At 44.9% G+C, this 25,934-nt stretch carries 23 protein-coding genes; 2 read left to right on the top strand and 21 right to left on the bottom strand.

What is annotated here, in order from left to right; translation table 11 throughout:
• Positions 1-122: 122 nt before the first annotated feature.
• The 8 genes from rsmB to G6R08_RS19590 all read right to left on the bottom strand — a co-directional run bounded on the left by rsmB (position 123) and on the right by G6R08_RS19590 (position 8,331).
• Positions 123-1,469 carry a 16S rRNA (cytosine(967)-C(5))-methyltransferase RsmB gene (gene rsmB / locus G6R08_RS19625; RefSeq protein WP_163530476.1) on the bottom strand — a complete coding sequence of 449 codons (1,347 nt, stop codon included), beginning with the start codon at positions 1,467-1,469 and terminating at the stop codon, positions 123-125.
• Complete coding sequence (fmt, locus tag G6R08_RS19620) at positions 1,462-2,409, bottom strand: methionyl-tRNA formyltransferase (protein ID WP_163530475.1); 948 nt, start codon at positions 2,407-2,409, stop codon at positions 1,462-1,464. The genes rsmB and fmt overlap by 8 nt, the downstream gene beginning before the upstream one ends.
• Before the next feature lie 20 nt (positions 2,410-2,429).
• On the bottom strand, positions 2,430-4,841 hold the full coding sequence (gene priA, locus G6R08_RS19615; protein ID WP_163530473.1) for a primosomal protein N': 2,412 nt from the start codon (positions 4,839-4,841) through the stop codon (positions 2,430-2,432).
• Complete coding sequence (coaBC, locus tag G6R08_RS19610) at positions 4,838-6,043, bottom strand: bifunctional phosphopantothenoylcysteine decarboxylase/phosphopantothenate--cysteine ligase CoaBC (RefSeq protein ID WP_163530471.1); 1,206 nt, start codon at positions 6,041-6,043, stop codon at positions 4,838-4,840. The genes priA and coaBC overlap by 4 nt, the downstream gene beginning before the upstream one ends.
• 154 nt (positions 6,044-6,197) lie before the next feature.
• On the bottom strand, positions 6,198-6,425 hold the full coding sequence (gene rpoZ / locus G6R08_RS19605; RefSeq protein ID WP_079529792.1) for a DNA-directed RNA polymerase subunit omega: 228 nt from the start codon (positions 6,423-6,425) through the stop codon (positions 6,198-6,200).
• Entirely contained in the window at positions 6,415-7,041 is a 627-nt protein-coding gene (gene gmk, locus G6R08_RS19600; RefSeq protein ID WP_163530469.1) for a guanylate kinase, read from the bottom strand. Before gmk ends, rpoZ begins: the two co-directional genes overlap by 11 nt.
• A gap of 12 nt (positions 7,042-7,053) precedes the next feature.
• Entirely contained in the window at positions 7,054-7,317 is a 264-nt protein-coding gene (gene remA / locus G6R08_RS19595; protein ID WP_079529790.1) for an extracellular matrix/biofilm regulator RemA, read from the bottom strand.
• A 132-nt stretch (positions 7,318-7,449) separates the two neighbouring features.
• Positions 7,450-8,331 carry a YicC/YloC family endoribonuclease gene (locus G6R08_RS19590; protein WP_163530467.1) on the bottom strand — a complete coding sequence of 294 codons (882 nt, stop codon included), beginning with the start codon at positions 8,329-8,331 and terminating at the stop codon, positions 7,450-7,452.
• 237 nt (positions 8,332-8,568) lie between these two features.
• Between G6R08_RS19590 and G6R08_RS19585 the strand changes: the two genes are divergently transcribed.
• Entirely contained in the window at positions 8,569-10,278 is a 1,710-nt protein-coding gene (locus G6R08_RS19585; protein WP_163530465.1) for an Rqc2 family fibronectin-binding protein, read from the top strand.
• A 476-nt stretch (positions 10,279-10,754) separates the two neighbouring features.
• Here the strand turns inward: G6R08_RS19585 and G6R08_RS19580 are convergent, their stop codons facing one another.
• Positions 10,755-11,294 (bottom strand): hypothetical protein, encoded by a 540-nt coding sequence (locus G6R08_RS19580; protein WP_163530463.1) that lies wholly within the window; start codon positions 11,292-11,294, stop codon positions 10,755-10,757.
• 83 nt (positions 11,295-11,377) lie between these two features.
• Between G6R08_RS19580 and G6R08_RS19575 the strand changes: the two genes are divergently transcribed.
• Positions 11,378-11,971 (top strand): TetR/AcrR family transcriptional regulator, encoded by a 594-nt coding sequence (locus G6R08_RS19575; RefSeq protein WP_163530461.1) that lies wholly within the window; start codon positions 11,378-11,380, stop codon positions 11,969-11,971.
• A gap of 513 nt (positions 11,972-12,484) precedes the next feature.
• On the opposite strand, the gene pyrE is transcribed toward G6R08_RS19575, so the two are convergent.
• The 12 genes from pyrE to lspA form a co-directional block, all read right to left on the bottom strand.
• Positions 12,485-13,114, bottom strand: a complete 630-nt coding sequence (gene pyrE, locus G6R08_RS19570) for an orotate phosphoribosyltransferase (protein ID WP_163530459.1) — start codon at positions 13,112-13,114, stop codon at positions 12,485-12,487.
• Positions 13,080-13,823, bottom strand: coding sequence for an orotidine-5'-phosphate decarboxylase (pyrF, locus tag G6R08_RS19565; protein WP_163530457.1), 744 nt, complete (start codon positions 13,821-13,823; stop codon positions 13,080-13,082). Before pyrF ends, pyrE begins: the two co-directional genes overlap by 35 nt.
• Positions 13,820-14,725: a dihydroorotate dehydrogenase gene (locus G6R08_RS19560; RefSeq protein WP_163531407.1), complete on the bottom strand. Its 906-nt coding sequence runs from the start codon at positions 14,723-14,725 to the stop codon at positions 13,820-13,822. Before G6R08_RS19560 ends, pyrF begins: the two co-directional genes overlap by 4 nt.
• Positions 14,725-15,489 (bottom strand): dihydroorotate dehydrogenase electron transfer subunit, encoded by a 765-nt coding sequence (locus G6R08_RS19555; RefSeq protein ID WP_163530455.1) that lies wholly within the window; start codon positions 15,487-15,489, stop codon positions 14,725-14,727. The genes G6R08_RS19560 and G6R08_RS19555 overlap by 1 nt, the downstream gene beginning before the upstream one ends.
• Entirely contained in the window at positions 15,489-18,689 is a 3,201-nt protein-coding gene (gene carB, locus G6R08_RS19550; RefSeq protein WP_163530453.1) for a carbamoyl-phosphate synthase large subunit, read from the bottom strand. Before carB ends, G6R08_RS19555 begins: the two co-directional genes overlap by 1 nt.
• Positions 18,682-19,782: a carbamoyl phosphate synthase small subunit gene (locus G6R08_RS19545; protein WP_163530450.1), complete on the bottom strand. Its 1,101-nt coding sequence runs from the start codon at positions 19,780-19,782 to the stop codon at positions 18,682-18,684. Before G6R08_RS19545 ends, carB begins: the two co-directional genes overlap by 8 nt.
• Positions 19,757-21,049 carry a dihydroorotase gene (locus tag G6R08_RS19540; protein ID WP_163530449.1) on the bottom strand — a complete coding sequence of 431 codons (1,293 nt, stop codon included), beginning with the start codon at positions 21,047-21,049 and terminating at the stop codon, positions 19,757-19,759. The genes G6R08_RS19545 and G6R08_RS19540 overlap by 26 nt, the downstream gene beginning before the upstream one ends.
• A complete protein-coding gene (locus G6R08_RS19535) occupies positions 21,039-21,932 on the bottom strand; it encodes an aspartate carbamoyltransferase catalytic subunit (RefSeq protein WP_163530447.1) in 894 nt (297 codons plus the stop codon). Before G6R08_RS19535 ends, G6R08_RS19540 begins: the two co-directional genes overlap by 11 nt.
• Before the next feature lie 144 nt (positions 21,933-22,076).
• Positions 22,077-23,462 (bottom strand): solute carrier family 23 protein, encoded by a 1,386-nt coding sequence (locus G6R08_RS19530; RefSeq protein WP_163530444.1) that lies wholly within the window; start codon positions 23,460-23,462, stop codon positions 22,077-22,079.
• A 234-nt stretch (positions 23,463-23,696) separates the two neighbouring features.
• Entirely contained in the window at positions 23,697-24,239 is a 543-nt protein-coding gene (gene pyrR, locus G6R08_RS19525; RefSeq protein ID WP_163530442.1) for a bifunctional pyr operon transcriptional regulator/uracil phosphoribosyltransferase PyrR, read from the bottom strand.
• Between the two features lie 159 nt (positions 24,240-24,398).
• On the bottom strand, positions 24,399-25,307 hold the full coding sequence (locus tag G6R08_RS19520; RefSeq protein WP_163530440.1) for an RluA family pseudouridine synthase: 909 nt from the start codon (positions 25,305-25,307) through the stop codon (positions 24,399-24,401).
• A complete protein-coding gene (lspA, locus tag G6R08_RS19515; RefSeq protein WP_163530439.1) occupies positions 25,304-25,777 on the bottom strand; it encodes a signal peptidase II in 474 nt (157 codons plus the stop codon). Before lspA ends, G6R08_RS19520 begins: the two co-directional genes overlap by 4 nt.
• Between the last annotated feature and the right edge of the window lie 157 nt (positions 25,778-25,934).

Here is a 25,934-nt window from a genome sequence, read left to right as displayed (position 1 = left end):
AGTGTGTTCACATTCAGGGTTACTTAAACAGAATAACCATAATCACGCTCCCTTAAAACCATTGCTTAAAAGAATCGGTTCAATTTACATCTATCCAAATGAAAGGAGCAGATTCGGCTGCTTCACTTCTTTACCATTCTCGTCAAAAAGAACCCATCTGTATCCCATTGCTGTGGAAACAATTGGAGACCGAACTCAGTAAGCCCCACGGAATCCCTTAGCTCTTCAGGCAAGTCTTCTGCAAAAGTCGGGTCCAATTCAAATTCAGGATGTTGCTGTAAAAAGTACTCAACAGCTTGCTCATTTTCATGACGGTCAACTGTACAGGTACTGTACACAAGCTTTCCGCCAAACTTTAACAGCGGAGCCACATTGTCTAATAACTCATCTTGTATGTTTCGGAGGGCGAAGATGTCTGATTCGGTTTTATGATACTTAATATCAGGTTTCCCCCGCATGACACCGAGTCCTGAACACGGGGCATCGAGAAGAATGCGGTCAAAGGCTTCGACTTCGTGGAGTTCGTGCAGTCGTCTCGAGTCAGCTTGCTTCGCTTCAATGGACTGAAGATGAAGTAACATTGCTTTTTCATTGACAAGCTTGGCTTTCTTGTCGTGTAAATCATACGCCATGACTGATCCTTGATCCTTCATTTTCTCAGCAATATGAGTAGTTTTACCGCCTGGAGCACTGCAGGCATCAAGTACGGTCAAACCTGGTTTCAGATCCATCATTTCAGCTACAAGCATCGAGCTTTGATCTTGTACGGTAAGATATCCTTCCGTTAATAAGCGATCGTCAATGATTCGTCCTTCCTCAACTAAGAGCCCTTGACTTGATAGTGCACTTTCCTTGACGATAATTCCACGCTCTTCCAATTCCGCTGTGGCTTCCGCACGGGATATACGCAATGGCTGAATCCGAACCGACATAGGAAGGCGCTTTAAATTCTGCCTGCACATCCCAGTGGTTAAGTCCCAGCCATATTGGTCCACCCAGCGACTGACAAGCCAAGCTGGATGGCTTGTTTCAACAGCAAGTCGTTCCACTTTGTTGTCAATCGCAGAAGTATCCTGGACGCCTTTACGCTGGACATTACGGAGGACTCCATTCATAAAGGATACGACTCCTTTATGTCCTCTTTTTTTGGATATTTCCACAGCTTCATGGATGACGGCGTGATCCGGCACGCGTTCTAAATACAGCATTTGATAGACCGACATATAGAGCAGCCATTTCACCCACGGCTTAATTTTCTTTTGTTTGGCGATGTAGGGTTGAATTTGAAACTCAATCTTACGTTTGTTTTGCAAAGTTCCATAAACGATTTCTGTTAACAGAGCACCATCTTTGTTCGATAAACTGCGCTTATTCATCTCCTGATCTAACAACACATGACTGTAACCACCTTGTTCGCCAATTCTTGTCAGGAGATGTAAAGCGGATTCTCGCAGTGCATATTTAGCCATCATGCTCCCCCAATACTTCTCCGGTTGTCAGTGCCTGGCCGGCACCGTTTAAAAAGGCCTGTCCATCCATGCGCTTCTTTCCTGCAGGCTGAACATCCATAAGTTTCACAGCTTTCCCGTCACCAGTCTGTACAAGGAATCCATCTTCTTCACGTGCTAATACAGTTCCAGGAGCTTGATCATACTCTCCGTTTACCTTGGTCGCCCACCAGACTTTCATAGGCTTACCTTTCCAGTATGTAAAGGCAACAGGCCATGGGTGCAAGCCGCGAATATGGTTATAAACCGACTGTTGATCCAAACTCCAATCGATCCGTTCTTGCTCTCTCTTTATATTCGCAGCAAACGTTACATTCTCTTCCTCTTGTTGTTGTGGTGTGATTTCGCCGTTTAAAAGCCGCGGCAGTGTTTCCATCAACAAGCGGGACCCTGCCTCTGCTAATTTATCGTGTAATGTCCCTACGTGGTCATTATCCTCAATAGGTACACGTACTTGTGTCAGGATATCCCCGGCATCAAGTTTTTTCACCATATACATAATGGTAACCCCTGTCTCCTGATTTCCCTGGATAATCGCATAATGGATTGGTGCCCCGCCTCTAAGTTCAGGTAACAAAGAAGCATGAACATTAATACATCCGTGCTCAGGAGCCGTGAGTAAAGCTTCAGGCAGGATTTGTCCGAAGGCTGCTGTCACAATTAGATCAGGCTTATATGATAAGACTTCCTCATACTCATCTTTTATTTTCTCAGGTTGAAAAACCGGGATTTCCCACTTCTCAGCCGCTTCTTTAACAGGCGGAGGTGTGAGGGTACGCTTGCGGCCTTTCGGACGGTCAGGCTGAGTAACCGCTAATACAACTTCATAGTTGTGCTGCATAAGCTGGTCCAGAACAGGAACAGCAAAATCAGGTGTTCCCATAAAAACTATTCTTGTCATTTGGCGAAAGAGCCCCTTTCTTACATAAGCTGATACGGCTGGAAGTCGACCGTAATCTGTAATCCGTTTTCTTGCTTCATTTCATCTTCGTAATAATGAAGGATACGCTGAACTAATTTCCGCTGCTCGGGTTCCTTCTTGTATTTTACCATGCATTGGTAGCGATATCTATCGTTGATCCGGGTTAACGCAGAAGGGGTCGGGCCTAACACATCTGCCCTTTCACTCAATCGCTGCCCCATAAATTGAACGATTTTCTGAGTAACTTCCTGAACCTTTAGTTGATTCGGGTGTGATACCGTAAACAATGTCAAGAAATAATAAGGCGGATAGTGAAACGCCTTTCGCAGCCTCATCTCTTCTGCAAAAAATGCTTCATAATTAAACTGACTCGACAGTTGAATACTATAGTGTTCGGGGGTGTAAGTTTGGATAACCACTTCTCCAGGCAATTTATGCCGGCCTGCTCGTCCGCTTACTTGCGTCAACAGTTGAAACGTTTTTTCAGATGCTCGAAAATCAGGCAGGTTGAGCAGTGAATCAGCTGCGAGAACTCCGACCAGTGTCACATTGGCAAAATCTAACCCTTTCGCGATCATTTGTGTCCCAAGCAAAATATCAGCCTGTTTTTCACCAAATTGCTGGAGCAGTTGCTCATGGGCCCCTTTTCGCCTTGTTGTATCCACATCCATCCGAATGACGCGGGCTTCAGGAATTAACTGTTGAAGGCCTTCCTCAATTTTTTGTGTACCGGTTCCAAAATACCGAATCGTTTTACTTTCACACTCCGGACACTGTGCTGGCATTGGCTCTTCGTGGGAGCAATAATGGCATTTCAACCTTTCTTGTCTCCTATGGTATGTTAATGCAATATCGCAGTGCGGACATTCCTTCACATGGCCACAGTCCCGGCACATAACAAAAGTGGCGTACCCGCGGCGATTTAGAAACAGAACAATTTGTTCTCCTCTGGCAATCCGCTCTTCAATTTTATCTTTCAACTGCCGGGAGAACATCGATCGATTCCCCTCATGCAGTTCCTCCCTCATATCAACCAGCTCGGCTTTCGGCATCACCGCTTCATTCATTCGCTTCGACAGCGTGAGTAAGTGGTAGTTGCCTTTAACTGCACGAGCATACGTTTCAAGAGCTGGAGTTGCGCTGCCTAGCATAACTGGACAAGCATGAATTTTACCTCGTTCAATTGCCACATCACGAGCATGATACCTTGTACGGTCTTCTTGTTTATAGCTCGATTCGTGCTCTTCGTCAATAATAATAATTCCGATATTTGTAAAAGGCGCAAAGATAGCAGAACGGGCCCCTACAACGACTTGAACTTCCTGCCGTTGAATCTTTCTCCATTCATCGTATTTTTCACCGGCTGATAGAGCACTGTGCAACACGGCCACTTTTGACCCAAATCTTCCTTTAAACCGTTCCACCATTTGTGGCGTTAACGCAATTTCAGGAACAAGCATAATCGCTTCCTGCCCCCTGTCAATCACCTGTTGAATCGACTGCAAATACACTTCCGTTTTTCCACTGCCAGTAACACCGTGGAGCAGAAAGACGTCATGTGCTTTCTCTTCGATCGCAGCGAGTACAGGTTTGATGGCAGTCTGCTGTTCTTCGGTTAACGTAAACGGCTCGGTTCTTTCAAAATCTCTATGACCATACGGATCCCTTAACACCTCTTGCTTGTATTCTCTTAAAATGCCTTTTGAAAACAGCGGTTTCAGCGTTGCGGCAGTCGTTTGCAAGGTTTGGAGCAACTGCTTTTTCGGGATAGGCTGTTCATGGTCGAGAAAGTATTGAATCACAGTTCTCTGCTTTTTGGCTTGTTTGGACAGATCAACTAAAGCTTCTTCTAACTCAATCGCATCTTTGCTCGGTTCGACCATGGTCGTAGTCCGCTTTGTTTCCCTGCTTTTCACCTCATAATGAACATCAATCCAGCCGTCTTCGATCAACGCCCGCAGCTTCTGGTAGCTCAGGTTTGACTGCTGAAATTCTTCATAATCAATCACGTCTCTGCCTGCAAAAATCTTTTGGAGCCCTTCAGGGAGATCTTCTTCAGTCGTTACCCACAATTCCTTCCGGTACTTCGCTTTCAACACTTGCGGCAGCATAACTTGCAAACAGGAAATGTAATAACTCAACGTTTGATTGGATAACCATTTGCCAATTTGAAGCAGCTCTTTCGTTAGAATCGGGGTCAAATCAAGGACATCTTCAATGTCTCGGATTTTGTCAAAATTGCTATGATCTGTCAGTGAGACGACATAGCCCATAATTTTTCTCGGTCCAAACGGAATGATTACCCTGACGCCCGGCTGAACAACCCCTGAAAATTGTTCGGGAATGCCATAATCAAAAGGGCGGTTCGTGTTTTGAGAAGCAACATCCACAATCACTTTAGCAATATTCAAGACTCTTCACCGACAAGTGCTGCGCTTGCCATTCGTAAAATATTCGCGGCCAGCTCATCTTTAGACATTAACGGCCAGTCCACTCGCTGTCCTTCTTTCGTCAAATAAACAGAGGCGTTTGTATCACTATTAAAACCGGAACCTTGCTCAGCTATGTTGTTCATCACAATCGCATCCAAGTTTTTCTTTACGAGTTTTTGCTCGCCGTAATGGTCAAGGTCCTGAGTTTCTGCGGCAAATCCGATCAAATATTGGTGCTGTTTGCGTTCCCCGAGTTCTTGTAAAATATCGCGCGTCCGCTCCATCTCCACCGAGTAATCGCCGGGAGTTTTTTTCATTTTTTGATCAAAAACCTGTTTTGGTCTGTAATCAGCTACAGCTGCGGACTTGATGACAAGGTCACTGGCCTCGTAATGGGACAACACCTGCTCGTACATCTCTTCTGCCGTTACAACATCAATTCTGTTTACGCCCCGTGGTGTATCTAGGTGGACTGGGCCTGCGATTAACGTCACACTTGCTCCTAAGTCTGCAGCCTTGCGTGCCAGAGCGAATCCCATTTTACCTGAAGAAGGATTCGTAAAATACCTAACCGGATCAATCTTTTCCCGCGTAGGTCCAGCTGTTATGAGCACTCGCTTCCCTGATAAGGAAAGGCTCTGGGTGGACTGCTGCTGCAGAACAGAAACGATCGTCTGCGGTTCTTCAAGACGGCCCTTTCCAACATAACCACATGCTAAATAGCCTTCCCCAGGTTCAATGAACTTGAATCCCCATTGATCCAGTTGTTTTAAATTACGGATCACAGATGGGTGGCTGTACATATGTACGTTCATCGCCGGAGCTATATAAACTGGGGCCTCTGTAGCCAGTAAAGTCGTTGTTAACATATCATCCGCTATCCCATTTGCCAGTTTTCCAATCGTGTTGGCGGTGGCTGGAGCGATGAGAAATAAATCAGCCCAATCGGCCACATCAATGTGCTGGATTTGTGTTGAATCATGTTCTTTAAACGTATCAGTGTAGACAGGTTGACGACTTAATGCCTGGAATGTTGTGGCCCCGACAAATTTTAAAGCACTCTCTGTCATGATGACCTTCACTTCAGCGCCTGCCTGCACAAGCTTACTCGTTAAGTCTGCGGCTTTGTATGCAGCAATTCCCCCGCTTACACCTAATACGATCTTTTTCCCCTCTAGCATATTTCATCATTTCCTTTCACCTTACTTGGGCCCTGGCAGGACTTATCCTTACATTGTTAAAAGAAGAGAAGGCCCTAATTTGCCGCGGAAGACAAAACTTAGAAATAAGGAAAAGCCGCGCTCTCCTCTAGTGTCAGCGCGGCTTGTAGTAAAATTATAGTGTTTCCGTTCTAGATTGAATTTGGTCACTATGAGTATAATCCAGTTTTCCAGCCTGTATTTCTTCCAGCGCCACGCCAACTTGCTGGCTTGAAGTTGCATTTTCCACCATCGGAGCGCTTCCTTGTTTCAATTCACGCGCTCGGCGGGCGGAGAGAGTGACAAGGGTGTACTTTGATTTGATTTGCTTTTGTAATGAATCAATTGATGGCTCAAGCATCATGTTGATCAGCCTCCAGTGCTTTTTTATATTGTTGTGATACTCGCTCACGCTTGCAATGCTCACTCGCTACGATCGACTGTATTTTGCCTACAGCATGATCAACTCTGTCATTGACAACGACGTAATCATACGCATCCATCATCTCAATTTCTTCTTTAGCCGCCAGCAGACGGTTCTTCACTTTATCTTCTGTTTCTGTGCCGCGGTTGACAATCCGATCCTTCAGTTCTTCAAGAGAAGGCGGGATGAGAAAGACGAATACGCCTTCTGGAAAATTCTCTCTTACTTTGAGGGCCCCTTGTACTTCAATTTCAAGGAAAACATCTTTTCCCTCATTGAGCGTATCTTCAACGTATTGTTTAGGAGTTCCATAGTAGTTTCCTACATATTCAGCATGCTCAATTAATTGCCGCTTTTCAATAAGCGTTTCAAATTCTGCTCGCGACTTAAAAAAATAGTCAATGCCATCCACTTCGCCTTCTCTTGGCTCTCTGGTTGTCATGGAGATGGAATAACGAAGGTTGGTCGATTGATCGAATAATGCTTTACGGACCGTGCCCTTCCCTACGCCGGATGGTCCAGATAAAATAAATAATATACCTTTTTCATCGATCACGTATGGACCCTCCTAATTCTCATCTGACATTTCATCATTACTGATTACACGCTGCCCCACAGTTTCCGGCTGAACTGCCGAAAGCACAACATGATCGCTATCTGTAATAATAACGGCACGCGTTCTTCTGCCGTATGTAGCGTCTACTAATTTATTATTATCTCTTGCTACGGTTATAATACGTTTAATCGGCGCAGATTCTGGTGAAACAATAGAAATGATTCGATTAGCTGACACCACGTTTCCAAAGCCGATATTAATTAACTTTAAACTCAATGACGTTTCCTCCTTCTAACGAGACAGATCTACTAAATTCGCTCAAACTGTCACCAGCACATACATCTCTGACAACGTTATTAAACGAGTATTACTACTATTATATGAAAAATACCTAGCAAATCTCAATGTTTATTCAATATTTTGTACTTGTTCTTTCATTTTCTCTACTTCACTCTTTAACATCACCACACTGTTGGACAACTGACTGTCATTTGACTTCGAACCAATCGTATTGATCTCACGATGCATTTCCTGAACGATGAAATCAAGTGTACGCCCAATCGGCACTTGTTTTTCAAGGGTGTAGTGAAATTGGTCGATATGCGAATATAACCTTGTGACCTCTTCGGTAATATCACCTTTTTCAGCGAGCAAGGCAACCTCTTGCAGCACTCTGGACTCTTCTACGGCAATCTCTTCGTTAATAAACGTCTCGACCCTTGCTAAAACTTTAGCTTTGTATTCCTCCACGACAACTGGGCGCCGTTCTTCTATGGCAGACACTGTATCTTTCACAGATTGCAGCCTGTTTAGAAGATCCTGAGCCAGTCGTTCACCTTCCTGATTTCTCATTTCGACTAAGTCTGTACATGCCGCATCGAGCGCGTTTAAAAGTTCTACTTTGATTTGATGGATCGGCTGATCCGTTTCCCGAACTGTAAAAATTCCCTCAAGCCCAGCTACTGTATCAATCGAGATGTCCCCCGTCAACTTGTACTGTTCCTTTACATTCATTAACTTGGTTATGTATTGATGAAGAAGCTCATCATCCGCTTCAAGCCGTTTATTCAGCAGCCCTTCTCCCTCTGCCGTTAGAAAAAGATCCACTCGCCCGCGGCTAAGCTTCTGTTTCAAGTGGCGTTTCAAAGCCTCCTCAAGAAACAAAAAGTTCCGTGGTATTTTTGGAGAAATATCCAAAAAACGGTGATTGACACTTCGAAGTTCAATGGTAAGTCTCATCCCAGCGGTTTCTACTGTATCTCGTCCATATCCTGTCATGCTTTTTGCCACTTGTTATCACACCCACGGTTCAATTTTACGTTTCTTTCTATAGTTTATCAAATCCCTCCATCAATAGGCTAATGTAAGACACATGAAAAGTAAAATCTCTTTGATTTTGGAGCTAATCTGTCCTCTCAAAAATGGCCAGGTAAAACAACATAATTTCTTTCCTGTTCTTCAGGCAGAGTTTTTAGGGATTTATAAGCAAAACATGCTATACTTGCACAAGTAGAGAGGTGATGCACTATGTCATTTGACGGCATTGTAACCCGGGCAATCACTCACGAAATGAATGAAGAAGTGAAGACCGGAAGAATCGTTAAAATTTATCAGCCAACTGAAACGGAATTAGTTTTTACCATTAGAAAGAACCGAACGAACCATACGTTATTATTATCGTCACATCCCAGCTATGCACGGTTTCACTTGACGAAAGATCAGTATCACAACCCAAAAGAACCACCAATGCTATGTATGCTGCTCAGGAAACATCTTGTCGGCGGCTTTCTTGAAAAAGTTGAACAAGTGAGTATGGAACGGATCGTCAAGTTCCACGTTCGGTCCCGGAATGAAATTGGTGACGAGACGATGAAGACGTTGATCATTGAAGTGATGGGGAAACACTCGAACATTTTGCTTGTAGATACAGAGCAAGGGCATATTTTAGACAGTATTAAACACTTGCCCCCTTCACAAAACCGCCACCGTACAGTAATGCCGGGGCAGCCATATAAGCTTCCGCCCGAACAAGGGAAAACCAATCCGCTTGAGCTTGAAGCTGACCAGCTCATGAAAAAACTGGATTTCAATTCGGGAAAGATCGATAAACAAATTCTTAATACAGTAATGGGCTTTTCACCAATGATTACGAAAGAGATCGTCCATCGTGCTCATTTAGGCGGGACAGATGCCTATGAAAACGCCTATTCTGCTATCCGTGAGCAAATCATTGAAAACAACTATCAGCCAACTATCTACTCAGGGGATCGCGAACAATTTTACGTCCTGCCGCTTACATTTCTTAACCAAGAAGAGAAGTCCTTTCCTACAGTCAGCGGTATGCTTGATCGCTACTATTCAGGAAAAGCAGAGCGCGACCGTGTTAAACAGCAAGCTGGCGACCTCTATAAATTTTTAAAAAATGAACGTGATAAAAATAAACGTAAAATTAAAAAACACGAAACGACACTGAAGAAATCGGAAGCCGCTGAAGATTACCAGCGTCTTGGCGAGCTACTGACAGCCCACATGCATTTAGTGAAGCAAGGGGACGAAATCGCAAGCGTTGTTGATTATTACGATCCTGATCAAGGCGAGCGTACCATTGAACTTAATCCGAATAAATCACCAAGTGAAAACGCTCAGAGCTATTTTCAAACTTACCAGAAACTAAAGAAATCTAAACAAGTAGTCCAGAAGGAAATTGGAAAAGCTGAAGAAGAAATTGACTATTTTGACCGGCTCATCCAGCAAGTTGAATCTGCGAGGGAAGTGGATATTGAAGAGATTAGAGAAGAACTTAGAGAACAGGGTTATATGAAAAAAAGGAGTTCTTCCAAGAAGAAATCGAACAAGCCTTCGAAACCAAAACCTGAACACTATACGGCTAGTAACGGCACTTCCCTTTATGTTGGGCGCAACAATAAACAAAATGAATACCTCACCAATCGCCTGGCCAACAAGCATGATACGTGGCTGCATGCGAAGGATATTCCAGGTTCTCATGTGGTCATTCAGGATGATGCACCAACAGAAGACGTCTTATTTGAGGCGGCTCAGCTTGCGGCCTATTACAGTAAGTTCAGCCAATCTTCTTCAGTGCCGGTGGATTATACATTGATTAAACATGTCAAAAAGCCTTCCGGGGCCAAACCGGGCTTTGTTACGTATGACCATCAGCAAACGTTATATGTGACTCCTGATATCAATCTTATCCGCGATATGAAAACAAAGTAATAGACAAGGGGCTGGGATAAAAGTATTTTCTATGATTGTTGTATATCCCGCTACGAAAATATACTGCGCTTTCCGCGGGCGGCTGTTGAGCCTTCCTGTGCTGGCGCACTGCGAGGTCTCACCTAGGCCTTTCCTCCCGCAGGAGTCTCCGTATATTTTCTCCGCTTAAACAGCACTTCGTTCGTCTTTTCACTTTAGAGGTTTACTTATGTCCCAGCCTAAATGGCCCCAACATACGTGAACCTGATTCAAAAATGAAAGTGAAGAAGCTCGGTTTTGTTTCGGATTCAAAATCCTAAAGACTGGTCGAGCTTTCTTTCACTTCTCACTATAACCCTAAAAGAAAAATAGTGAGCAAGGTCCTCCGTCGACTTTACCCATTAATCTTAGTATGTTTATGTTACCGATATTTGTCATCATTGATTTACTAAGACCAAGCCCCTTCTAAATGTCATAGGCTAACTGTGATTTAAAGCTCAGGTCCCTTTTGCTTTTCTTGGAAATACCGTATAACTGAAGCTAATTACAAAATCAATTACTAGGATAAGCGTCCACAAACGTAAAGTTTGAAATAGTGCTTCAGTCTGCTGACTGTCATGGATGTAAAAAATAATTGCTCCTAAAATCGCGCCTCCTATGATCCAAGCCAGTAAATGACGATACCATCCAATACGTTCATCTCTGGCGTATTCCATCCCGTATTTTTTCTTCTTCGGCGGCTTTTCTTTTTTAATAAAACGATACATAAACTGACTGTCTGCCCACTGAATCATTTGATGCCCGTACGCCACACTTACTCCAATATAAATGGCGGCAATACCATGCACCGTGGAGGCCACGGCCCCATTTTTCAAATCCATGACAGTTGCGATCAGCAAGATGAGATCGACGATGGGCGTACAGATCAGTAAGAAAGCTCCGAGCCTCTCTTTTCTCAGCACATATCTTGCAGCCAGCCCAGCTAAAACAAACACCCAAAATCCAACTTCACAGGCAATTATTAACCAGCCTATCAAAACAGCACCCCTTTTTTTAGTACAATTGTATTATTAAATATAGCAAAGTTATTTATTTAACACAAGTGTGTTAAAATAAGGACATGCCAAAATTTATTGACCATAAGAAACGTAAAATTCAAATTGCTGAGGCCACGTGGAGGGTCATCGTTGAGGAAGGACTTGAACATGCCACCGTACGGAAAATTGCAGCAGCCGCTGGATTGTCGGTTGGGTCGCTGCGACACTATTTTGCCTCTCAATCCGAACTATTCTTATTTTCGATGGAGCTTGTTTCTGAACGAGTTAAACAGCGTATCGAAGCAAAAAACTATGAAGGTTCGTCAAAGGATATGCTGACGACATTTATTTGTGAATTTCTGCCGGTCGATGAAGAAAGACGAATTGAAATGGAGGTATGGTTCGTTTTTTCAGCTAAAACACTTGTCGATCCAAAGCTCAGCTCCTTAAGCGAAAAGGTGTACAACGAAATGCACGAAGGATTGGCCACTGTCATTTATTCTCTACCTTCAAACCGGTTCGCAAATGATAATCTTGACTTGGAGACAGAAGTTGATCGATTGCATACTCTTGTCGATGGATTAGCCCTTCATCACATGCTGCATCCATCAGCTTTTCCGTACGACAAAATGATCCGTACACTGCAATATCACCTTCAGTCCATTTGTAAGATGTAAAAAACAGCTAGAGGAAAGAGCTTCCTTACTCAAAGTTAAATAGCCCTGTTTCGCAGATATGAAGCTGCGAAACAGGGCTATTTATGCTAACTATTTAATCAGATTCTGGCAACCGACCGAAGATTATGATCTGCAGTAAGATCGTGACGATTCCTATCAACTTTATACAACGGACCGTCAACTTAGAAAATAAATGAAGATCAAAATGGTGCCAAAATAAGAGAAGACGCCTTGAGCCCAATACCGCTTGTTTTCTTTTCTCAGCATCCATTTGTTCCAAAGCAAGAAAACACTCAAACAAAGAACCAGACTCAGCATCGGCTCGAAGGACCACATCGATCCCATGAAGGCGAAAGCAAGCCATGTGTATAAATAAATCATGCATGTTATAAGTCCGAGTGAGGCATTTACTAAGAGAAAGATAGAATGTTTAGTAGAATTCATTGTCATCACCAAAGCTTTCCGATGTTTCTATCGTACTAGCCTTGCCTGAGAATCGCAACTAACGCTCGTTCAAGAGTGCATGAAGGCTGAAGGGTTTTCTCGCCATTGTAGTAACTTACTATGCTGTTCTTCGCTTAATAATGCATCTTTTTCCATAGTGTGCAGAAGATGATTATAATCGGTTAAGGAATGCACAGGAAGACGCTTGCCAGCAAATGCTTCTTCAGCCTCGGTAAGATTATAACTAAAAATGGATACTACATGAACGACTTCTACACCTTCTTGCTGCAGTGCTTCTGCTGCCTCAATTGATGATTTCCCTGTTGAAATAAGATCCTCAATGACGATAGCCTTTTGTCCTGCTTGATAAGCTCCTTCGATCTGGTTGCCTTTTCCGTGCTTTTTGGCGGAAGATCGAACATAAACCATCGGCAAGTCCAGTTGATCCGCCACCCAGGCAGCATGGGGGATGCCTGCTGTAGCACATCCGGCAATGATGTCGATTTCTTCATCCATATTTTGTACAAACATAGAGAACTCTTTTGCAATTCTCCGACGGATCGCGGGGTAAGACATGGTCAGTCGATTATCACAGTAAATCGGTGAGCGCAGTCCCGATGTCCATGTAAAAAAGTCTTCGGGGCTAAGTTGTACAGCTCCAATATCAAGTAGATGTTGAACGAGCGGTTTGTCTTCCATTTTCCAATTCCTCCTTGAACGTTTGATAGGCGGCTAACGGATCACTTGCTTGAGTAATGCCCCGTCCGACCACAATTGAATCACTGCCGATCTCCCCAGCTTTAAACGGTGTGGCTGATCGTTTCTGGTCGTGGTTCTCACCAGAGGAACGGCGAATACCCGGTGTTAAAGTCAGGAACGAGTTCCCACAGTTCTGTTTTATTGCCTTTACCTCATGAACAGCACATACGACGCCATCCGCTCCGGATTGTTTGGAAACCCCAGCGTAATGATCCACAACATCTGTCATCTTTTCCTTCACAAGCAGTTCATGATGAAGCATCGATTCATCGGTTGAAGTCAGCTGTGTAACCGCCAGCAGTAGTGGCCGCTTACCTTGACTTGATTGTTCGAGACCTTCCCGGGCAGCCTCGATCATGTGTTTTCCCCCTTGTGCATGAACATTGACCACATCCACATCAAGTTTTGCTACATTACTCATTGCCCGCTTCACGGTTGTCGGAATATCGTGGAGTTTTAAATCCAGGAAGATGGGGTGACCTTGCTTCGCCAATTCTTCAATCATGCTTGGCCCTTCCCTGTAAAACAATTCCATACCCACTTTAACAGGAATACCTTGAAGCTGGTGTTGCTCGAGGAAGTGCAGGACCTGGCTTTTATTTTCCAAATCTAGAGCAAGATAAAGCGGTTGAAGGTGACTAGTTTTCATAAGTGAACGCCTCCTATTACATCTTTAACGGAATCAAAACCGTAAGCCGCCAGAGCATCAGGCAGTTGGTCAATTAACTCCTTGCATATATAAGGATTTTTAAAGTTTGCACTTCCGACTGCTACTGCACTGGCCCCTGCCAGCAAATATTCGATAATGTCATCAGTTGTTTCAATGCCGCCCATTCCGATGATAGGCAGGTTCACGGCTTGATGGACTTGATGAATCATCCGGATCGCAACAGGTTTAATCGCGGGGCCTGACAAACCACCTGTTTGATTGGCAATGATCGGTTTTCTAGAGACGGGATCAATCCGCATTCCTGTTAACGTGTTGATCATGGATAACCCATCTGCTCCGGCTTCTTCAACAGCTTTTGCCATTGCGACAACGTTGGTGACATTAGGAGACAGTTTCACATAAAGTGGTTTGTCGCTAGCTTGCTTTACCCGCTTCGTCACGGAATAAGCAAGTTCGGGGTCGACACCAAACTGGACGCCTCCTTCCTTTACATTCGGACAGGAGATGTTCAGTTCAAGCGCGGAGACCATACTATCCCCAAGCTTCGCTGCAACTTCTTCGTAATCTTCCATGGCACTGCCTGCGACATTTGCAATGATCGGGGTTTGATAGGTTTCAAGAAACGGCAGTTCTTCCTTAATAATCGTATCCACCCCTGGATTTTGGAGACCAATCGCGTTCAGCATTCCACTGGCTGTTTCCGCCACTCTTGGTGTCGGGTTGCCAAAACGTTTCGTTGCCGTTGCGGCTTTAATAATGATCGCACCTAAGTGTGATAAATCATAAAACTGGGCAAATTCCCGTCCAAAGCCGAAACATCCCGATGCAGGCATTACAGGGTTTTTCAATTGTAATCCTGGTAAATCAACTGTCGTATCGATCATAGAATAACCTCCTCTGGCCGGAACACGGGCCCATCCGAGCAGATCTTACGGTAACCTTTCGCATCCTCTTCATCGGCACATTCGACAACGCAGGCAAAACAGGCACCGACACCGCAGCCCATGCGCTCTTCAATCGAGATATAGCCAGGAACATCTTTCAACTGCTCTTTAACCCCTTTGAGCATCACCGTAGGGCCGCAGGAAAAATACGTATCATAGGAAACTACTTGAGGAATAACGTCTGTGACAAACCCGCGCGTTCCGAGACTTCCATCATTGGTCGCCACGTGCACTTCACCGAGCTCCTGGAACTTGTCGATATAAAAGGCATCATCACTTGAGCGAAAACCGAGAACACTTGTAACTTCAATTCCTCGTTCTTTTAAGTTCTTCGCTAAGTAATACAGTGGCGGTACACCGATCCCCCCGCCTATAAGCAGTGCTTTCTCTGTGGTAAGTTCCTCAATCGGAAAACCTGTTCCACTTGGCCCGAGTACATCCAGTTTCTCTCCTGCTTGCTTCTGTGTTAAAGCTGCTGTGCCTTTGCCCATAACCTTATAAAGTAGTGTGAATGTTCCTTTTTCCTCATCAACGTCAGCTATCGAAACGGGGCGTCGCAGAAAATAATCATCACTAACCTGAATGTGGACAAACTGCCCAGGAGTCTCCACGAATTGAGGAAGACTCCCTTGCAGTTCTAACAGATAGGTTTGCGACGCAATGGATTGATGGGTCATGATCGTCATCCACTCTCTCTGCATTAGACGAACACCGCCTCTTTCTTCGCAATGGTCCTGGCTGTGAAAGTCATGGCATCGATAACTTCAACGATTGTTTTAGCTGTATCAAGACTCGTCAAGGAAGCAATCCCATGCTCCACAGCTTCGCGTCTAATTTGGAAACCATCTGAGCGGGATCGACGACCTTTATTTAACGTGTTCACAACAAACTGAACATCGCCGCTGCGAATTAAATCGACGACGTCACGCTGACTTGATCCGAGTTTGCCAACCGCTTCCACAGGCAGGGAAACGTCTTCGATCGCTCTTGCTGTCCCTTCAGTCGCATATAAGTGGAAGCCAAGCTGATGGAATGTCCTCGCAATCTCCAGCATTTCCTGCTTGTCTTTATCGGCTACCGTTAATAACACGGCGCCTTCAGTCGGTATTTTTAATCCGGCCGCTGTCATGCCTTTATATAGAGCTTTCTCAAGGCTTTGATCATAGCCGATCACTTCACCTGTAGATTTCATTTCGGGTCCAAGCGTTGTATCGACGCTGCGAAGTTTTTCAAATGAGAATACCGGTACTTTGACATACACTCCTTCAGGCTTTTGAGCAATCCCTGATGTGTAGCCTAAAGATGCTAATGATTCACCCATAATGGCTTTCGTGGCTACCTGGGCCATCGTGATCCCAGTAATTTTACTAAGAAAAGGAACCGTACGGCTGGCACGCGGATTCACCTCAAGCACATAAGCTGTTCCATCCAGGATGACGAATTGGATGTTGATAAGCCCTTTCATGTTTAATTCACGGGCAATTTTGACGGTAGCATCAATACATTGCTGTTCGAGCCGCTCGGATAAGCGCTGTGGCGGATAGACTGCCATCGAATCGCCTGAGTGGACACCCGCACGTTCAATATGCTCCATAATCCCCGGGATGACGACATCCTGACCGTCGGTAATCGCATCAACTTCGATTTCCATTCCTGTTAAATACTTATCGATCAAGATCGGATGACCGTTGTGGACACGTACATTTTCTTCCATGTAAATCAGTAACTCTTCTTCAGAGTAGACAATTTCCATCGCGCGTCCGCCAAGCACATAAGAAGGCCTGACGACAACAGGGTAACCAATTCGCTGCGCTGCTTGCACCGCCTCTTCTTCACTTGTCACACTTTCCCCACCAGGCTTGGCGATGTCAAGGTTCGTTAACAACTGTTCAAAAAGATCACGATCTTCAGTCTGGTTAATCGCATCCATCGTCGTGCCGAGAATATTGACCCCGTGACGACTCAGCCCTTCTACAAGGTTGATCGCTGTCTGTCCGCCAAACTGAACGATGACGCCTTCAGGCTGTTCCAGGTCAATGACATGCATAACATCTTCCAACGTTAACGGCTCAAAGTAAAGCTTGTCAGAAACGCTAAAGTCGGTTGATACGGTTTCCGGGTTATTGTTCATAATAATGGCTTCATAACCCATCTCTTTTAGCGCTAGAACCGAGTGGACGGTCGCATAGTCGAATTCAACTCCCTGGCCGATTCGAATCGGACCAGACCCAATAACAAGCACTTTTTTGGAATCTGTGACAACTGATTCATTTTCGTCTTCATAACTGCTGTAAAAATACGGTGTTTCCGAAACAAATTCACCTGCACACGTGTCGACCATTTTATAAACCGGTGAGATGCTGTGTTGTTTTCTAAAATTCATCACTTCATCAATGGTCGTCTCAAGCAGCCGGGCAATTTGTCGATCGGCAAAGCCTAACTCTTTCACTTCACGAATCAGGGCAGCATCCCAGCGTGTTTCTTTCACTTGCTGCTCCAGCTGAATAATATGCTGTAATTTATGAAGGAAAAAGTAATCGATGCCCGTCGTCTCGTGAATTTCAGTAAGTGTAATGTTCCGTCTTAACGCTTCAGCTAGAATGAAAATCCGCTCATCATCTGCTAAGTGTAATCTTTTGAACATTTCCTCATTCGAAAGTTCTGCGACAGAGGCAACAAACAAATCATCTGTTTCGCCTTCCAGTGAGCGAATTCCTTTTAATAAAGATTCTTCAATCGTACGGCCGATCGACATCACTTCGCCGGTGGCTTTCATTTGCGTCCCTAATTTACGATTTCCTTTGGCAAATTTATCAAAGGGCCAGCGTGGAATTTTCGTTACTACATAATCCAGCGCTGGTTCAAAGCAAGCGTAAGTTGTTTCAGTAATTGGATTTTCAATTTCATCAAGTGTCATCCCCACGGCGATTTTAGCAGCCATTTTAGCAATCGGATAACCGGTAGCTTTTGATGCCAGGGCAGATGACCGGCTGACACGCGGGTTCACTTCAATCACATAGTACTGAAAGCTATCAGGATCAAGAGCTAACTGAACGTTACAGCCGCCTTCAATTTCCAGAGCTCGAATAATATCAAGTGAGGCATTCCTCAACATTTGATATTCACGATCACTCAACGTTTGTGAAGGCGCCACAACGATTGAATCTCCCGTATGGATACCGACTGGATCAAAGTTTTCCATGTTACAGACAACAATCGCCTGATCGTTGGCATCGCGCATCACTTCATATTCGATTTCCTTAAAGCCGGCGATATTGCGCTCGATTAAACATTGATGAACAGGGGATTGGGCCAGTCCACTGCGGGCGATTTCTCGAAGCTGTTCTTCGTTATCACACATTCCGCCGCCGGCTCCTCCCATGGTATAGGCGGGGCGTACAATAACAGGAAAGCCGATTTTATTGGCAAAATTAACGGCCTGGTCAACAGAACTTACGATCTCACTTTCTGGTACAGGCTGCTCCATTTTATGCATGAGCGCGCGGAACTTCTCCCGATCCTCGGCCCGTTGAATTGCATCCAGCGGCGTACCCAGCAACTCGACTTGAAGCTGTTCAAGGATGCCGGATTCACTTAAAGCTACAGCCAGATTCAGTCCAGTTTGCCCGCCAAGAGTAGGCAGAATCGCATCTGGTGATTCTTTTCGAACAATTTTTGTTAAAAATTCAAGAGTTAACGGCTCCATGTACACCTTGTCGGCAAACGTGTGATCCGTCATGATCGTGGCGGGATTGGAGTTTGCTAAAATGACTTCATATCCTTCTTCTTTCAGAGCTTGACACGCCTGGGTTCCGGAATAGTCGAACTCAGCCGCCTGACCAATGATAATAGGACCGGAGCCGATCACTAAAATACGTTTAATATCTGTCCGCTTAGACATGAAGAGCCTCCTTCGCTGCTTTATGGGATTCGGTAATTCTCGTTAGAAATTCGTCAAATAAGCTTGATGTGTCTTCTGGTCCTGGAGAACTCTCAGGATGGTACTGCACAGTAAAAACGTTCATCGTCTGATGCTCGAGCCCTTCCACAGTCCCGTCATTCAAGGAGATTTGTGTTAAAGATAGACTTGTAGACTCAAGCGAGTCACGAGCCACGGCATAGCCATGATTTTGTGAAGTAATCGCGGTCCAGTTCGTACGCAAATCTTTTACAGGCTGGTTTCCGCCGCGATGACCGAACTTCATTTTCACAGTGTCTGCACCGGAAGCCAGGGCAATCAGCTGGTGTCCAAGGCAGATGCCAAAGATCGGAACGTGCCCCATCAGCTTGCGGACTGTTTGAATCGCTTCAGGGACGTCTTTTGGATCTCCGGGGCCGTTAGAAAGCATAATGCCATCTGGTCTCAGCCTTTCAATTTCCTCAGCAGAAGTATTGTAAGGTACGACGGTAACGTGACAGCTTCGCTTCGTAAATTCCCTGAGGATGCCATGCTTCATCCCGTAATCAATCAGCACGATTCGGTAACCGCGCCCTGGCACTACGTATGGCTTAACGGTCGACACTTGCTTCACTTGATCGGTTGCGAGCGGAGTATTTTTCATAAAATCAACGAGCTGTTCAACAGGGCGGTCACCCGACGTAATCATTGCCTTCATCGTGCCATGCTTACGAATAATTTTGGTAAGCTTTCTTGTATCCACACCGCTAATTCCTGGAATTCGCTTGGCTTTCAGAAATTCATCCAGTGTCTCCTCATTTCTGAAGTTCGAAGGATGCTCGCAATGTTCTTTCACCACGACCCCTAAAATGGCAGGGTCGACGGTTTCAAAGTCGTCTCGATTAATGCCGTAATTTCCAACTAACGGATAGGTGAACGTCACCATCTGCCCACAGTAAGATGGGTCAGAAATGACTTCCTGATACCCTGTCATGCCGGTATTAAATACAATCTCACCAAAGCTTTCGCGATCACTGCCAAAACCTTTTCCTTCAAATACTGTGCCATCTTCAAGAACGAGCTGCTTCATATACATCCTCCTCAAAAACTAGTTTTCCATTTACAATCGTTGCTACAGGCCACCCTTTCACGGGAACTTCGTGGAAAGGACTGTTTTTTCCTTTTGATACGAGCTTGTGACGGTCGATTTCCTTTGTTTCTTCCAGGTCAATAATTGTTAGATCTGCCGTTGCGCCTACTTCAAGTTTTCCATATGGGAGCTGAAAAATTTCGCTCGGACGAATTGTCAGCCAATTTATTAACTGCTCAAGGCTGATGACTTCTTTTTCAACGAGTTGGGTGTAGAGCAGCGGAAATGCTGTTTCTAGTCCCGTAATTCCAAATGGAGACTGAAGGAACCCTGCTTGTTTCTCTTCTTCTGTATGTGGGGCATGATCTGTTGCAATACAATCGATCGTCCCATCCAGCAGCCCCTCTAGCAGTGCTGCCTGATCTTCTTTAGAACGAAGCGGCGGATTCATTTTAAATAACGCATCATCTTGTTTAATATCTTCTTCATTCAGCAGAAGATGATGTGGTGTTACTTCAGCCGTCACACGGATTCCTGCTTTCTTGGCATCTCGGATCACACGGACGGATTCTTTTGTTGAGACGTGGCAGACGTGATAGTGGCAGTCTGCCGCTTCAGCCAGCAGCACATCGCGGGCAATATGAACAGATTCAGCGATGTTTGGGATGCCGGGGATGTCCAGTCGTTCACTGACTTCGCCGTCATGAGCCACTCCGCCATACACAAGCGAGTTATCCTCACAGTGGGCGACAACTGCTTTATTGACTCGCGCTGAAGCCTTCATAGCCTCGTACATTTTGCCAGCCGTTTGCACACCCACACCGTCATCGGTAAAAGCGAAGGCGCCCATTTCGCTGAGCTGTTTCATATTTACGAGCTCTTTGCCTAGCTGACGGGTGGTGATGGCCGCATAAGGTAATACACGCACCACGGCATCCTGGTTAATTTTTTCAAAAAGGTTGGCCAGCGTTTCTTCGGAGTCGGGCACAGGACGCGTATTCGGCATCGCACAAACCGTTGTAAATCCGCCTCTGGCTGCAGCTTGTGTGCCTGTAGCAATCGTTTCTTTGGCTTCCCCGCCTGGTTCTCTAAGATGGATATGCACATCCACAAAGCCGGCTGAGAGCAAACGGCCTTTGGCATCAATGACTTTGTCTGCCTCTCCGTTTACTTTCTCCCCTAGTTCAACGATCTGATTACTCTCTACGAGCACCTCACATTTTACGAACTGACCCTTTACGATTCGCTTGCTGTTCACAATTTTAATACTCATATTGCAGCTCCCCCTTTAATAACGTCTGAATAATAGCCATTCGCATCAAAACCCCGTTAGACATTTGTTGAAAGATTCGCGATTTATCACATTCTACTAATGAAGAATCGATTTCCACTCCCCGATTTACAGGAGCGGGATGAAGAATGACGGCCTCATCCTTCATGCGTCGTTCGCGGTCTATCGTCAATCCAAACTCTTGTAAGTAATCTCCCTGGTTGTTACGGGTGATATGCCGTTCATGTTGTATGCGCAGCAGCATCAATACATCAACTTGCTCGCAAGCTTCATCCATACTGATATAATTCATCGAAATCGACTCATCCCTCCAGGCTTCCGGGGCTACAAAGTTTACATGTGCACCTAGTTTCTCTAAGGCGCATGCGTTAGAACGGGCCACCCGGCTATGTTTAATATCACCTGCAATCGCTACTCGAAGCCCTTCAAAGCTAGGGAACTCTTTTGAGATCGTATAAAGGTCTAGTAGTGATTGGGTTGGATGTTCCCCTGTGCCGTCTCCGGCATTAATGAGAGACAGACTTTCCAGCCCCTGAGCAACCTGCTGCAACACCCCGGCTTCGGGCTGACGAACAACCGCCAGTCTCACCCCAATGGCCTGTAAAGTTTTCAGTGTGTCTTCAAGCGTCTCCCCTTTCGTCACGCTGGAGTCGATCCCATTCATATCGAGGATTTCCATTCCTAACCGTTTTTCGGCAATATAAAAGCTGTTTTTCGTACGTGTACTAGGCTCGAGAAAAATGTTGATTGCAAACTCTCGATCCATTGGCAGAAAGTGTTCACCAGATTCAATCGTTTGAGCAGTGTCAATCAAATTCATAATCTCTTGCTTGGTAAGGTCATTCATCGATAATAAATGCTGCACAATTCTCCCCCCTTAAAGTCAAAACAACAAAAGCACCCTCCGGATATACCGGGGGTGCTTTCGTCGCCATAGGCGAACAAGCTAAGCCCAAAGTACACCCTTCAAAGTCTCACAGGACTCTGTTAAAACGTGTTTAGGTTTAGATTACGCTGCTCCATCATTTTTCTGTTCTTGTTCCACTTCAGGTTCTTCAAACATACGGCCATTCCCCTGACTTTTTTCTTTTCCAGGAAGAATGAGGTTTAGTAATACTCCCACAATCGCTGCTAGCGCCATGCCGGCAATCTGGACTTCATCTGTCACTTGAATAAATGCGCCGCCAACTCCTAGTACAAGGATAACGGACGCGATAATTAAATTACGTTTTTCCCCAAAATCTACTTGATTGTCGATTAACATCCGTAATCCACTTGAAGCGATCGTTCCGAATAGCAGAATCGAAACTCCGCCCATTACAGCTGAAGGGATTGATCCAATTACGGCTGTGCTCATTCCCATGAACCCGAATAGGATAGCCACAAGAGCTGCTCCTCCGATGACAAACACGCTGTAAACTTTCGTTATAGCCAGGACCCCGATATTTTCACCATACGTCGTATTCGGCGGACCCCCAAGGCATGAAGCCATCATCGTCGCGACACCATCCCCAAGAATAGATCGGTTTAGTCCTGGATCCTTTAAAAAGTTCTTACCGACAACCTTGGATAATACCATTTGATCGCCAATATGTTCCGTAATTGTTACGAGAGCAAAAGGCACCATGACTAGTACGATATGCCAGCTGAATACTTCTGTCGGTGAGAAATCCTTGAATGGGATAAGAAATTCCGGCATCTGGAAGAGTGCTTGAAAAATACCTCCAATTGAGCCTGCCGATACAATGTTCTGCCACTCCGCCTGAATCTGAGTAGTGTCGACAATCCCTTGTGTCCATGCAAACAGATAGCCGCCAATAATTCCGAATAAGATCGGCAGCAGGCTTAAAAATCCTCTTAGAAAGACGGTAGCCAAGATTGTAATTCCTAACGTGACGAGCGCTACGGTAAAGTGTGTAGCACTGTACACTTGTCCTTCACCTGGCAAATACATGGCCATATCAATTGCCGTGGAGGATAGTCCTAAGCCAATGACAATGATGACTGGTCCTACTACAACCGGAGGCAGTAATTTAATCAGCCAATTTAATCCGAATATGGATATAAGTAAGGCCACTGCTCCGTACACAAGCCCTGCTAAAAAGCTGCCAATCATGGCTCCAGCTATACCGCTTGTCTTCGATACTTCTACAATAGGATAAATGAAAGCAAAACTTGAGCCAAGGTAAGCTGGAATCCTTCCTCTTGTAATGAGCAGATAAGCCAATGTTCCAAAACCGCTTGAAACGAGTGCGACGGCTGGTGATAAACCGGTTAGAAATGGTACCAGTATCGTTGCACCAAACATGGCGAAAAGATGCTGAATGCTTAATGTGATCCATTTATGTGCTTTCGGTATTTCTCGAATCCCGATTGTTCCTTCTGTTGAGTTCATACCATTTCCTCCTTTTATTTGCGCTGTTTTCCGCAGAACGGGCGGTTTTTAGTCGAATTCTCTAAGCGCCCCGCTCCGCTTATGCGTGTCAGGTCTAAACGCCCCTCTCCGCTTTTCGTATAAAAAAACCTCTTTGCATAAAGGTACGCAAAGAGGTGGGCGCATCGGTGGACGCGCTTTTCATTTACGACCTTTTAAGCCTCACGGGACTTCCATTAAAGGTGTAACATCTATTTATTTTTCGGAAATATATACTTCATCAGCTGCGTCGGTTTCTGACAGTGAGACGGTCACTACTTCATTAAGTGAAGTAGGCACATTCTTCCCAACATAATCCGCACGAATCGGAAGTTCGCGATGGCCGCGATCAACCAGAACTGCTAACTGTATTTGTGATGGCCTTCCATAATCCATTAGAGCGTCCATTGCGGCACGCACCGTACGGCCCGTATAAAGCACATCATCTACTAAAATTACTTTTTTGTTCGTTATATCCTCGGAAATGTTTGTTTCTTTAACATCCGGGTCAGCTTGATTTCCTTTTTTCGAAAGATCATCACGATAGAGAGTAATATCGAGTTCGCCTCCAGGAAGCGAATCTCCTTCAATGCTCTCAATTTTTGAACGGAGACGCTCAGCTATCGGAACTCCGCGTGTTTTGATCCCGACAAGGACAACATCTTCCACGCCTTTATTTTTCTCAATGATCTCGTGGGAAATCCTCGTAAGAGCCCGTCGAATCGCTGCATCATCAAGTACTGTTGCCTTTCTCTCCATCTGCTCACCCCTATTCATAACAAAAGCCCTTTTTCCACATGAAGGCAGAAAAAGGGCTTAACCACACAAGGTGTGAACCGAACCTTTTTAGCCTCACGGGACTATCATTAAAGGACTATTTTATTCTAATAGGAATTATGGCAAACTTGCAGAGATTTGTCAACTTCTATTTCTTAGATGTTGAATGGTTTTCGTGAATTCCGCTGGTGGTTCAATTTCAAACGTCAACCGCTCGCCTGACGTGGGGTGATCAAATCCCAAGGTTTTCGCATGAAGGGCTTGTCCGTTCAAATCAAGCGTTTTTCGCGGACCGTATTTAGGGTCACCTGCCAGCGGATGATTAATATAGCGCATATGAACACGAATTTGATGGGTTCTTCCCGTCTCCAATGTACATTCAACGAGAGTGAATTCAGGAAAATGATCAAGTACTTTGAAGTGTGTGACCGCATCTCGGCCTCCTTCAACGACTGCCATACGCTGACGGTCTTTCGTATCACGTCCAATCGGAGCATCGATCGTGCCATATTCATGAGAGATCGACCCGTGAACAATTGCTATATATTTTCGTTCCACTGTTTTGTCCCTAAGTTGTGTAACAAGAGACTCATGAGCACGATCATTTTTGGCCACCATCAATAGTCCACTCGTATCTTTATCAATCCGATGCACAATACCCAGACGCTCTACGCCATTGATTCCTGACAAATCATCACAATGATACAGCAAGGCGTTCACGAGCGTTCCACTCTCATGGCCGGCTGAAGGGTGAACGACCATCCCAGAAGGCTTATTGACAACAATTACATCACGATCCTCATACACAATTTCAAGATCGATGTTTTCTGCCTTTAGCTCTAATGGCTTGGGTTCAGGGATTGTCCAGGTAATCACATCTCCCGCTTGAATTTTGTAATTACTTTTGACAGGTTGTTCGTTGACTAATACGAGATCCTCTTTTAACCAGCCCTGCACTTGGGACCTGGAAGCATCGTCGATGATGTCCGCTAACAATTTATCAATTCTTTTGGATTGGTCAGTATCTTTCGCCTGATAAGTTTCACTCATGCTTTTACTCCTTTTTTCTGGCGTCGTTCATCAATAAATGTAGCAATGAGCACAAAGATCACGCCTACAACGAGTGATGAATCCGCGACATTAAAGATCGGAAAATTATAGTTTCCAATATAGAAATTAAGAAAATCAACGACTTCTTTTCGAAATAACCGATCAATGAAGTTCCCAATTGCACCGCCTAGTATTAAGGCTAGAGCCACTCCCACGAAGCTGCTTTGTTTCGCGTATTGACCCATATAATAAATAATCACACCAATTACGATGACGGTAACAATGTAGAAAAACCACATTTGACCCTGCAGGATTCCCCAGGCCGCCCCTTGATTTCGATGGGAGGTGATGTAAAAGAAGTTCTCAATAACAGGAATGGATTCACGTATCTCCATAGTTCGTACAATAATCCACTTAGTCAGTTGATCAAGCACGATAATCGCAGCAGCAATCAAATAGAATATGTACATAACCGGCCTCCATTATTATTTTCCTTTGTTATTGTATCATAAAATGAAAGGAAGCGGAGAGACCAGGGTCACATGTCTTCACTCAGACTAGCTCGGCATTCATCAGGCCCATGTTTTGTCTACAATTAGTTTAATAACCTCAGGGAAAAATTATTGA

Source organism: Halobacillus ihumii, from assembly GCF_902726645.1.
Classification (GTDB): domain Bacteria; phylum Bacillota; class Bacilli; order Bacillales; family Halobacillaceae; genus Halobacillus_A; species Halobacillus_A ihumii.
The sequence above is the reverse complement of the archived record's forward strand: the minus strand, read 5'-3'. Positions and strand labels throughout refer to the sequence as shown.